General features: G+C 65.3%; 11 protein-coding genes and 3 pseudogenes. 8 read left to right on the plus strand and 6 right to left on the minus strand.

Annotation, left to right across the window (positions count from 1 at the left end; translation table 11 throughout):
* Positions 1–351: 351 nt before the first annotated feature.
* Both ACZ63H_RS38010 and ACZ63H_RS38015 read right to left on the minus strand, forming a co-directional pair.
* Positions 352–945: a hypothetical protein gene (locus tag ACZ63H_RS38010; RefSeq protein ID WP_469873033.1), complete on the minus strand. Its 594-nt coding sequence runs from the start codon at positions 943–945 to the stop codon at positions 352–354.
* Positions 942–1496, minus strand: a complete 555-nt coding sequence (locus tag ACZ63H_RS38015; RefSeq protein WP_469873034.1) for an ATP-binding protein — start codon at positions 1494–1496, stop codon at positions 942–944. Before ACZ63H_RS38015 ends, ACZ63H_RS38010 begins: the two co-directional genes overlap by 4 nt.
* Positions 1497–1720: 224 nt before the next feature.
* Between ACZ63H_RS38015 and ACZ63H_RS38020 the strand changes: the two genes are divergently transcribed.
* Genes ACZ63H_RS38020 through ACZ63H_RS38030 form a run of 3 tightly spaced genes read left to right on the plus strand, consistent with a single transcriptional unit; the run spans position 1721 to position 3834 of the window.
* Entirely contained in the window at positions 1721–2947 is a 1227-nt protein-coding gene (locus ACZ63H_RS38020) for a hypothetical protein (RefSeq protein WP_469873035.1), read from the plus strand.
* Entirely contained in the window at positions 2944–3501 is a 558-nt protein-coding gene (locus ACZ63H_RS38025) for a GNAT family N-acetyltransferase (RefSeq protein ID WP_469873036.1), read from the plus strand. Before ACZ63H_RS38020 ends, ACZ63H_RS38025 begins: the two co-directional genes overlap by 4 nt.
* Before the next feature lie 21 nt (positions 3502–3522).
* Positions 3523–3834 carry a GmrSD restriction endonuclease domain-containing protein gene (locus ACZ63H_RS38030; RefSeq protein WP_469873037.1) on the plus strand — a complete coding sequence of 104 codons (312 nt, stop codon included), beginning with the start codon at positions 3523–3525 and terminating at the stop codon, positions 3832–3834.
* A 108-nt stretch (positions 3835–3942) separates the two neighbouring features.
* Here ACZ63H_RS38030 and ACZ63H_RS38035 read toward each other — a convergent pair.
* A pseudogene (locus ACZ63H_RS38035) lies at positions 3943–4473 on the minus strand (class I SAM-dependent methyltransferase); the annotation flags it as partial.
* A gap of 39 nt (positions 4474–4512) precedes the next feature.
* Between ACZ63H_RS38035 and ACZ63H_RS38040 the strand changes: the two are divergent.
* Entirely contained in the window at positions 4513–5010 is a 498-nt protein-coding gene (locus ACZ63H_RS38040) for an ATP-dependent DNA ligase (protein ID WP_469873038.1), read from the plus strand.
* A 523-nt stretch (positions 5011–5533) separates the two neighbouring features.
* Here ACZ63H_RS38040 and ACZ63H_RS38045 read toward each other — a convergent pair.
* Positions 5534–5650 (minus strand): annotated as a pseudogene (locus tag ACZ63H_RS38045) (transposase); the annotation flags it as partial.
* A 110-nt stretch (positions 5651–5760) separates the two neighbouring features.
* Positions 5761–6000: a transposase gene (locus ACZ63H_RS38050; RefSeq protein ID WP_469873039.1), complete on the minus strand. Its 240-nt coding sequence runs from the start codon at positions 5998–6000 to the stop codon at positions 5761–5763.
* A 290-nt stretch (positions 6001–6290) separates the two neighbouring features.
* On the opposite strand from ACZ63H_RS38050, the gene ACZ63H_RS38055 reads away from it, so the two are divergent.
* Positions 6291–6476, plus strand: a complete 186-nt coding sequence (locus tag ACZ63H_RS38055) for a helix-turn-helix domain-containing protein (protein WP_469873040.1) — start codon at positions 6291–6293, stop codon at positions 6474–6476.
* Positions 6477–6722: 246 nt separating this feature from the next.
* Entirely contained in the window at positions 6723–7712 is a 990-nt protein-coding gene (locus ACZ63H_RS38060; protein WP_469873041.1) for a tyrosine-type recombinase/integrase, read from the plus strand.
* A 299-nt stretch (positions 7713–8011) separates the two neighbouring features.
* Here the strand turns inward: ACZ63H_RS38060 and ACZ63H_RS38065 are convergent, their stop codons facing one another.
* Positions 8012–9007, minus strand: a complete 996-nt coding sequence (locus ACZ63H_RS38065) for a tyrosine-type recombinase/integrase (protein ID WP_469873042.1) — start codon at positions 9005–9007, stop codon at positions 8012–8014.
* A 254-nt stretch (positions 9008–9261) separates the two neighbouring features.
* On the opposite strand from ACZ63H_RS38065, the pseudogene ACZ63H_RS38070 reads away from it, so the two are divergent.
* Together ACZ63H_RS38070 and ACZ63H_RS38075 are read left to right on the plus strand one after the other, a co-directional pair.
* A pseudogene (locus ACZ63H_RS38070) lies at positions 9262–9426 on the plus strand (pirin family protein); the annotation flags it as partial.
* Positions 9427–10049: 623 nt separating this feature from the next.
* The gene (locus ACZ63H_RS38075) at positions 10050–10220 is read left to right on the plus strand and encodes a DUF5670 family protein (protein ID WP_011113206.1); all 171 of its coding nucleotides are present in this window, start codon (positions 10050–10052) and stop codon (positions 10218–10220) included.
* The last annotated feature ends 155 nt before the right edge of the window (positions 10221–10375 follow it).

Consider the following 10375-nt stretch of genomic DNA (forward strand, 5'->3'; position numbering starts at 1 on the left):
GGAACGACGCGACGACATCCACGAAGCCTTCCTCGGCCTCGCCACCTGCCTCATCACCTACCGCCACGTCCAACGCCTTTGTTAGGACCTCTTAGAGCGGACGCTGTGTCTTTCCGCAGGTTGCCCTCGGCCAGCAGCCTGACGCCACGCAGGACGCGCGGGGTCAGCGCTACGGCGCGCTGCGCTGTGGGCGGAACAAGCGATCTTGCAGTTGCTGCGGGCACGGAGTCCTCTCGCGATGAGTTGGAAGAAGGGCCGATGGATTGGAACGCCCGACTGCCGCGAGCATGCGCACCCGACAGCCGGACGGGCTTGGTTGTTCTCCCGATACCGGGCCCGGGGGAACGTAGTTCAGGAGGCGGGTCGGAAGCGGTCGACCAGGGGGTCCGGGGTCGGGCCGCGACGCTGAAGGTCCCCGCGCTGCCCGGCCGGCATCCGATGGGAGAGGTAGGCGGCGAGCGCCTGATGAGGTGTCGGCTCGGGACGGAAGCTGTACAGGGCGTCGCGTAAGGGCCCCACGGGCACGCGACGGTCACGCGCGAACGGCCGCAGCCAGTAGGGGCCGGGCGGCTCAGTGCGGGCGGGCGGGGGCAGCGTCAAGGTGTGCGGCTCACCAAGGCAGACCGCGTAATGGTGCAACCGCCATCGGGCTGCCGAGCCGGGCGGGACCAGCCAGTAAAGCCAGCCCTCCTCGGGATCCTCGATCAACGGGCCACAACCGTCCTGCACTGCGTCCATCACCGCGGCGACGACGCGGCCCTGTGGACCCCCACCGGTGATCACGACGTCGAACAGGCCGCCCCCGAGGCGCGCGCGACTCCTGCGCCCCCCGTCGGCATCGAACAGAGTGCGGATCAGCCCGGCGAGATCAGCCATGTCGGCGGTCGGCTGAACGGGAGGGACGGCAGCGAACACCTCCTCCACCGTTGGCATCGTCGCGGTCACGGTGCTACCACCTTGGGCGCCGCTGGGGAGGGCCGGGATGCGGCGTCGCCTGTCCCGTCAAGGGACAGGCAGCACCAGGCCCCCTTGGGGCTAAAACCCCAGTGGGTGGAGAAGCTGTCCACGATGAAGAGACCCCGCCCGCCTTCCTCAGTGGGGGAGGCGGGCCGCAGCACGGGCACGCTGGAAGAGCCGTCCCGGACTTCGGTCCACAGCAGCCTGTCGGTGAGGCTGAGGCGGTAGCTGATCTCGGGGCCGCGGCCGTACCGGAGCGCGTTCGTGACCAGCTCGGTCGTCAGCAGCTCCTCAACGTCCGTGAGGTGCGGCAACTTCCAGTGGTTCAGCACGGCCTTCACGATGCGGCGAAGCCGACCGGGCCATGTAGCCTCCGCCAACGTCATCTCGCCCGGGCGCGACAACTCGTCTCGCCGGAAGCTCATCGCGTACCCGGCCCTCATGCCAGTCGACCTCTGCGTGAAGTCCGTTTCGGCGAAGATCTCGGTCGGCGGTGAAATGTCCGTGGTGTTCGGTGATGTGGCTGTGGCTAGGTGCATCGGGGAAGCCTCCGTGGGTGCGGGGCAACGTTGACAAGCAGGGAGAGGCGCCTGCACACAGGTAAGCGCGCAACTACGGTGGGTGGACAGGTAATTCCGCTGATGCATTGCTATCGTGTGACCGGAAATTTTTACCAACCAGGGTGCTTAAGGCCAGCGGAGGCCATTACCTTGAGCCCATGACGGGGAACCCGCACCTTGCAGCTCGGTTAGAGAGGGCAGGGATGAAACAGGCGGAACTGGCGGACCGGCTGAACAAGCGGCTCGGCGCCCTGACGGGCACCCCCGGCAAGCTCACCGACCGCCACGTTCGCAACTGGCTGACCGGAAAAACTCGCTGGCCGCACGCAAGACAGCGCCTCGTTCTCGAAGAAGAATTCGGTGTATCAGCGGAGGAGCTGGGCTTCATCCCTCCCACTACCCGAGAACGAGCACCTTCGGAGGACCCAGTGCGGCGACGGACGTTCACCACGGCCACGGCATCTTTGACCGCCGCCGCTATGCTGCCCGAGATCCCGTCCAACGGATCGACACGGGTCGGCATGAGCGACGCTGACAGGCTGGAACGCAGCTTCGCGGAGCTGGTCGCGGCCGACAACAAGGACGGGGCAGGCATCCGCCTGGAGACGCGTGCGCTCGCACACGCACAGCACGCGCTCGACCTCCAAGCAGTCGGACAGGCCAGCGCACGGGTCCGCCGCCGCCTGTACTACCTGGCCGCCGCCTTCACCGGTACAGCGCTGTGGGCCGCCGTGGAGTCTCAGGAGCCGAAGCGCGCGAAGGGCCACCTGAACACAGCCTTGAGACTCGCGGGTATGGCGGACAGCAGCGAGATGCAGATGCGCCTGTGGGGGCACGCCGCTCTTCTTTCCTACCAACAGATGCACCTGCACGACGCCCTGGCCGCAGCAGAAGCCGGCCGACGCGCCTACGTATGCCGCCAGGACGCCCTCTTTCGGTCGCTGGCCAGCGCACGCCTCGCCGGCATCCTCTCCGCCGTCGGCGAGGATGCCGCAGCCCAGCGAACCCTGCTCCAGGCGGAGAAGACATACGAACGAGCCGATACGGCAGAGGAACGACCCACGTGGATGTCCTTCTTCGACCGAGCCGAGCTGAACGGCCTGGCGGCCCTGGTCATGGCTCGACTCGGCCGCCACGACGAGGCGGAGGCTCGTCTCCACCGGACCCTTGCACTGCTTCGCCCCGACCTACGCCGCAACCGCACTTACTACACCATTCACCTGGCACTGGCCCAACTGGCGCAGGGAGAGGCTGACCAGGCGGTGGCCACCGCTCTGCCTCTCCTCCCCAGGGACGGCGAGCCACCGCTGTCCGGGCGGAACAAGAAACTTGTGCGGCAGTTCGATCGGGGACTCGCCCGGGTGGCTCCCGGTGCGAATATCGTGATCGAGTGGCAGGACCGCTTCAGCGAAGGAGAGAAGAAACTGTGAGCACAGTCGATGTGAGGCACTACGTCGCTGCGGACCTGCCGGAAATCCGACAGCAGATGCTCGACATCCACGTCGAGGTCCGGCGTCGCGACTTCGGACTTACCGGCTCCTTCTACGACGTTGAGCGCTTCGATGAGCGACTCATGGCGTACTCGTCCCGTCCCGGCTGGACTGCAGTGCTCGGGTTCGAGGACGGCGAGCCCGTCGGTTTCTGTTTCGGCACCACTCTCGCGCCCGACACGAAGTGGTGGAACAACATGCTCACCCCGCTCTCCGACGACATCACCGCGGAGACGGGGAAGCGCACGGTCTCGCTGAACGAGATCGTCGTCCGCAAGCCATGGCGGGGCAGGAGCATCGCCTGGCAGCTCCACGAAGCATGGCTCACCCACCGCCAGGAGGAGCGCGTGACGCTCCTCGTCAACCCGGCGAACGGCGATGGAGCCGTGCAGGCCGTCTACGAGGCGTGGGGCTACCGGAAGGTTGGCGATCAAAAGCCTTTCCCGGACTCGCCGGTGTTCTCGGTGATGCTGCGTCCGGCCAAGCAGGACTAGATCGGCCGCCGCCTGATCCTCATGGTCCCACTGGCGGAGGCCTGGGACAGCGGTGCCTACACCTGGACGGCCAAGCGCCGCGAACTGTACGCCAACGACCTGACCTACCCCAGGTCACTGGTCGCGGTGACGGCCAGGTCCAACCGCAGCAAAGCCGACCAGGACGTGGCCCAGTGGATGCCCCCGGCCGAAGACGCCCGCTGCCAGTACCTGGAGGACTGGGTCTCGGTGAAAACCCGCTGGGGCCTGTCCGTGGACGACACCGAACAGCACGCCCTCCAGCAGCTGGCCGAAGCCTGCCCCGACACCACCATGGACATCCCGATCGCCTGACCTCTGCTGGCGTACTCGGCCCTCGGGGAGTATGCGAACGGAAAATAGCGGTAGGCGTCAGGTCATGGATCCAGGCCGAAGACGCTGCACCACTTCGACGCCTGATCGTCAGCCGGGGCGTTTGGCCATGACGACCAGACCGGGCCCGCTGTATCCCGTCGGGGGGAGCCGCAGTTCGGCGACCGGGTTCAGGCCGGCCTGCTCGATCAGATTGACGAGTTGTTCCGGCCGCCACTTGTGGGTCGTCCAGCGGACGGGTACGCCTCCGTAGGCCTCGGTGCGCACCGCGTCCTCGTCGCCGACGTGTGTCCCGGTGATGAAGTGTCCGCCTGGCTTCAACGCGCGCGCGAACAGGGCGAGGACCTGGGGAAGGACGTGACGAGGGAGGTTGAACAGCGACCACCACCCGAGCACGCCGCCCAGGGTCGCTTCACCGAGGTCGAGCTCGGTGGCGGAAGCGACAGCGAAGCGGCACTCCGGATGAAGGCGGCGTGCGTTCTCGATCCTGTGGGGAGAGAGATCCACCCCGGACACGTCAAGTCCGCGTTCGGCGAGGTAGGCGGTCACTGTTCCGGGCCCGCAGCCGACATCGAGGACAGGCCCGAGCCCGCGCACAGTGTCAGCGAAGGCGTCGATCGACTGGCCGAGGCGCATCCGGCGCTGCTGATCGTGTGGGACGTGCTGGCGTTGCCTGGCGGGGACGTGCGCGCCCGGCCCTACGAGTGGCGGCGGGCCGCCATGCTGGATGTGCTGGCCGGGATGCCGGCGCCAGCGCGGATCCAGGCGGCGTCGGCGACTGATGATCGCGACGTGGCCGAGGGCTGGTACGCCTCCCTCCAGGGCACCGGCGTCGAGGGCATCGTGGCCAAGCCGGGCGGGTCACCCTACCGGGCGGGCCGCTCATCGGGCTGGCAGAAGATCCGGCACGCGGAGACGGTGGACGCGGAGGTCGTCGGCTACACAGGTGCGCCATTGTGGCCGAGGACGCTGGCGGTGAGGCTGCCGGACGGGCGTACAGCGCTGTCACAGCGGATCGGCGGCCGTCTTGGCGCCCAGCTCACCCCGCTCCTGACGGCGGCCGCGGTAGCGGGCCGGGCGCGGACTCTGGAGACCGGCTGGGGAGCGATGCCCGCCGATCTCGGCTGGACCGAGCCCTGGGGGTGGCGGTCCAGGTGACCGACGCCCCCGGCACTCACTACAGCATGCTCAACGCGGACCACGTGGCCGAGTTCGCGAGCGTGCTGACCACTTGTCTGGAGCACCTGGAGTGGCCGAAATGAGAACCGAGGACGACATCGTGGAGCAGGACGCATCCCCGGAGCACGTTGCGGAGAACTGTGTCGCCATCGCTACTGCTGACCGCCCTCGGCCGGGCTCACCGCGGTGGCGGCGGAGCAGGGTGGTGGACCGTGGCGTTGGACGCTGGCCTGCCGCCCGTCGGGCTCTTCGGCGCCAACCACGCACCCGCCGCCTACCCGCGCGAGAACAGACCGCTCCCACCGTCGCGGAGTGGCGCGCCGAGCGCTGGTGAAGGCCGGGGTAGCGGGCCTTGCGCGGACGACGGCGATAGCCGACTGGCTGGCCCGGTCCCATTCCTCCTCGCCGCAGCCCACCGGCTCGTCGGCCGACGCGGTCTGGGGCCGGCGCCCTCGCCCCTGCGTCAGCGGGCCGGGCGCATCAGCTGCCGGTTGCCGCCTCATGGCGCGTATTCGTCGTGGATCGAGGTCCCCGACGGCTTGGTCGTCGGGGCAAGGCCGGCGTAGGAGGCCAGGTGGGCAGCGGTGGGGAAGCCGGTGCCGTCGACGACGAGCTCGGCCGGAATCTGGACGCCGTCGGCGCCGACCACTCCAACATCACCGTGCCTCTGGTTCGCAGTCAGCGGCGGTGCTGGGCGACGGCCTGTTCGGCGGCCTCGCTCAGGTTGTGTCAGAGGTGCCACCGGTCGGCGACCTGGACGGCCCGCGGGGCACCGGCGGAGGCGCCCTTGACGAAGAACGGCGCACGATTTCGGCAGACGACCTCGATGCCTGGCTGTTCGGCGAGCCAGGCCGCCAGGCTGGACGCCTCCCGATCCGGCAGCAGATCGACAGGGCGGCGGGTCTTGATGTCGACGAGGAGGCGGCCCAACACATCCGAGTCGGCGACCGCACCCTTTCCTCCTCGCATTGGTAGCGGCGCCCACAGAGGGAGCCCGCCGCGGCATCGACGCCGACGGGTGGGCTGTGTCGGTGCCAAAGATGGGGTGACAGGTCGGTTCGGCATCGATTGAGCCGCCCACTCTTCAGGGTTCGACTCTACGTGGAGCAGAGGAGGCTCATGCGGAATGGCTCGCAACATAGCATGCATTCGCCGGTTAGCGAAACCGGCGATCGTCCGCACCATAGAAATGTCAACCCCTAGGGGCCGCGCGATATCTGAAGCGGCCACCGAAACTTTGCCAGGCACAAGGAGTGGTTATGGCAGGGCAGTTCTTGAACGTGCGAGAAGTGGCAGAATATCTCAACGTCTCTGTTTCTTGGGTATATAAGAATGCAGCGCGATCGGGAATTAGGTCATACAGGTTCGGGTCGGGCGCTAATGCGAAGATTCGATTCAGAGTATCAGAGGTTGATGCATGGATTCGACAGCGGCGCACCATGTAGCAGGTGAATGGCTTAGCCGCTTGAGCTTAAGAGCTGCGACGACGGATTAAGTACTGACTAGCTGATCGGACTTTCATTATGCCTCGCTCGTTGGTTCGCGGGATGGGCTCGTTCTTCAAAATCTGCGAGCATCCGCGCTCACGGTGGTCCAAATGCCCCCACCACTATAAGATCCGATATCGGTCGACCTCTGGTAAACAGGTCCAAGAGTCGGGGTTTGCAACTCAGGACGGCGCGATCAGCCGTTTGACGGAGATCTATAATCAGAAAAAGAAAACGCCTAAGTCGCGCGTGAAGGTGGAGCGCATTGAAAAGTACGGGGAGATGCGCTTCGAGGACTATGTGGCTGAGTGGAAATCCAGTCAGCGGGACCTAGGTCCGGCCTCGGTACTCCACCTCGACTCCTTGCTTTACCATCACCTCTTGCCCATTCTGGGTAGCCGACGAATGAATACTTTCGACTCCAAGGTCGTCGAGGGGTTCATACGAACCATGGAGTGCAATGGAGTGGGGAGAGCGACACAGTCTAACGCCTACGAAAAGCTAAAGACAGTCCTTCTTGATGCCCACCGATTGGGTCTGTTTGAGGAGAGCCCTCTCATTGGCATTAAGGCACCTCGATACTCACCCAGACGCGCGGTGATCCCGTCAGTCGAACAGTTGCAGCGTATACGCGCCGCCGATGACGACTGCTTCCGATTGTTCGTGGACCTTATGAGCGGATGTGGTCTCCGTAATGGAGAGGCTGCAGCAGTCAACCTGCGCAATATCGTGGCCGATGATGTCTACCGGGTCACCGAACAAGTAAACCAGGCCACTGGCCAGTACGCGCCTCTTAAGCATCGGCAACCGAACGACTACCGCGACGTGCCGCTGCCTACTACGGTCAAGGAGAGCATCGAGCGCTACGCGGCCAATCACGGAACCGTCGATGGTTATCTACTGCGTCATCCAGGAGATTCGTCCCTGCCATTCCCGTACTACTGCCTCAGCAATCGGTGGCGGCGCATCAAGGAGCGGGGCCTGTGCGACATCCCAGAAGGAATGGTGATTTACAGTTTTCGGCATTTCTTTGCCTCGAATTGCCTGTCGCATGGCATCCCCATTACGGATGTTGCGGAGTGGATGGGGCATAAGAATATTAACGTTACGTTTGAAATCTATAGGCACCTCATGCCGGGCTCGATCAGTTCTGCCGCCAAAATACTGAGTCATGATCTCGTCCTTGCTGCATGACGGCCATCTGGCGACAGGAAACGCGGTCGCGTCACGGTGAACGAATGCTTCCGCCAGCTCCTCATCTTTCAGCATGGTCTTCACGCGGGTGCTGTTGCATGAATGCCGCCGCTCTCACCGGTCGGGTCACGCTTGTCATAACCGGGATGGTCGGTGATCTCTGGCCGGTCACCTGCCGGCCCTCAGTCTGGGACTGGACGATCGGATCATCGATTAGACCATCGTCAAGGCTCAGACCGGCGGCCGTAGCGCTACCGCTGCCTAGCCGATCTTTGCGCCGAATAATTAGCGCTCCCTACTCAAGCTGCCAGGTCAATATTGAGGATTTTGGCTGCGGAGCTGATTGAGCCAGGCATGAGGTGCCTGTAAATCTTGAATGTCACCTCAATGTTTTTGTGGCCCATCCACTCGGCAACGTCCGTAATCGGAATCCCGTGTGTCAGGCAGTTTGAAGCAAAGAAGTGTCGAAAGCTGTAGAGCACCATCCCCTGTGGTATGTCGGCTTGACCGGCTTTCTTGATCCGCTGCCACTGGTTGCCGAGATAGTAGTGAGGGAAAGGCTGTGTCGGGTCGAGGGGGTGGCGCAGCAGGTAGCCGTCGACGGTCCCATGCTTGTCGGCGTACCACTCGATGGTCTGCCTGACGCGGGTCGGCAGGGGAACGTCGCGGTACTGGCCCGCCTTACGGTGCTTGAGGGGCGCGTACTGACGGGTGGTTTGGTTCACCTGTTCGGTGATCCGGTAGACATCGTCGGCGACGAGGTTACGCAGGTTGACGGCTGCGGCCTCCCCGTTGCGCATGCCGCATCCGCTCATCAGGTCGGCGATCAGTAGGAACCGGTCGTCACCGGCCGTGCGGATCTGCTGAAGTTGCTGTGGTGAGGGGATGACCGCGCGTTTGGGGTCGTACTGTGGCGCCTTGATCCCCTCCAGCGGGTAGCTGTCGTACAGGCCCAAGCGGTGGGCGTCGAGCAGAATGGACTTCAGCTTGTCGAAGGCGTTGGACTGCGCCGCCAGCCCGACACCGTTGCGTTCCATAGTGCGGATGAACCCCTCGACGACCCTGTGGTCGAAGGTGTCCATCCGTCGGCTGCCCAGCAACGGGAGGAGGTGGTGCGTCAGTAGGGAGTCCAGATGCCTGACCGAACTCGGGCCCAGGTCCCGCTGGCCGGCCTTCCACTCCGTGGCGTAATCCTCGAACCGCATCTCGCCATAAGTTGCGATCCGCTCGGTCTTCGAGCGCTCTCGCTTGGCCGATGCCTTCTTGGCGTTGTAGACCTCCAACAGACGCTCCACTGCGCTGTCCTGGGTCGCGTAGCCCGACTCTTCGGTCTGCCTGCCTGTTGCTGACCGGTACCGGACCTTGTAGGGGTGTGGACACTTGGGCCACCGAGACTCCGGATGCTCGCACTCCTTGAAGAACGACCCCATCCCACGTGGCAGCGTACCTTGACCCACGACGATCAACTCCCGCGACTGATGCTGACGGTTTGCTGACCGACAGCCGCGTTCCACGCTGCTGACCTGCGGTAATGAGGATGAGGTTCGATATGTGGTGGAACTTCATCGGCCGGTCCTACGAAGAGATCGTTCAGGCCCGCGACGCGTGGGTGTCGGGGGACCGGTTCGGCTCGGTCGACGGCTACGACGGTGACCCGCTCCCTGCGCCCGAGCTTCCCACGGTCCCGCTGAAACCGCGGCGAAACCCTCGCTGACCTGCTGAAACGTAAGGGTCCGCTGGTAGTGGGGGAGGGAGGGGCTGGAAGGGCCCGGCGTATGGGTGTGCTGATACTTCGGTCGCCTGTGCGGCCGGTCCGCAGCGTTCCCGAACCGGTGGGCGAGACAATCACACGACGGAGAAGCCGAGTTGGACGCCATCGGCGTCGGCACGGAAGACTGCGGCACCAGTGGTCTACTGTTGCCCGTTTGGATTCGACACCCTCGAACCGTGCGGGAGAGCCCCGCCCTGACGGCTGGCCACCGCGGACGACTCCCGTGTGCATCGCGGTCTGTGACCTGGACCGGCGACTTCCTCGCGTGCAGGGAAGCGTTCCCCCCAGGTCGGTCACGTCGGAGCGCCGCCGCGGCGATGCGCTGGGAAACGAACCGGCACCGGCTACCGCGCCTGGGTGTCGATCGCGAAGCGGTAGGCCGCGGGCTGCCTGGCGCGCAAGCCGATGGCGAGGCGGACCGGTGATGCGTGAGGAAGTGGAACCGGGGGAACCAGGCCTGGCGCTCGGCGCCCGTGCGTATGCCCCGCGCCGCCCGGAAATAACTCCCGCTTTGTGAGCTTGTCGGAAAAAAGTAAGGGCATGCGGTGGCCAGGAGGTTGATAACAATGGTTCCCCTGCTTCTGGTTCTTCTTCTGGCCCTGATCCTCTTCGGCGCGGGTTTCGCTCTGAAGGCGCTGTGGTGGATCGCGGTGATCGTGCTCGTCGTGTGGCTGCTGGGCTTCGTCGTCCGCACCGCGGACAGCGGTGGCCGCAAGGGCCGCTGGTACCGCTGGTAGACGACCGACGTACCCGGCGCGAGGAACGCGCCACGTGCGAGACGAGTGGGGGGCGGGGGGGGGGGGGGGGGGGGAACCCGCGCCGCCCAGACCCCCCTGCTTCTCGTCTTCTGGGGGGGGGGGGGGTGGATGGCACCCCTCCAGGGGGGGCGGGA

Source organism: Streptomyces sp. NPDC104831 (assembly GCF_055583025.1).

Coding starts and splice junctions, on each gene's coding strand:
- ACZ63H_RS38050 (WP_469873039.1), bottom strand. CDS start 6,000: ATGCGAGGAGGAAAGGGTGCGGTCGCCGACTCGGATGTGTTGGGCCGC.
- ACZ63H_RS38030 (WP_469873037.1), top strand. CDS start 3,523: ATGGTCCCACTGGCGGAGGCCTGGGACAGCGGTGCCTACACCTGGACG.
- ACZ63H_RS38020 (WP_469873035.1), top strand. CDS start 1,721: ATGAAACAGGCGGAACTGGCGGACCGGCTGAACAAGCGGCTCGGCGCC.
- ACZ63H_RS38015 (WP_469873034.1), bottom strand. CDS start 1,496: ATGCACCTAGCCACAGCCACATCACCGAACACCACGGACATTTCACCG.
- ACZ63H_RS38075 (WP_011113206.1), top strand. CDS start 10,050: ATGGTTCCCCTGCTTCTGGTTCTTCTTCTGGCCCTGATCCTCTTCGGC.
- ACZ63H_RS38055 (WP_469873040.1), top strand. CDS start 6,291: ATGGCAGGGCAGTTCTTGAACGTGCGAGAAGTGGCAGAATATCTCAAC.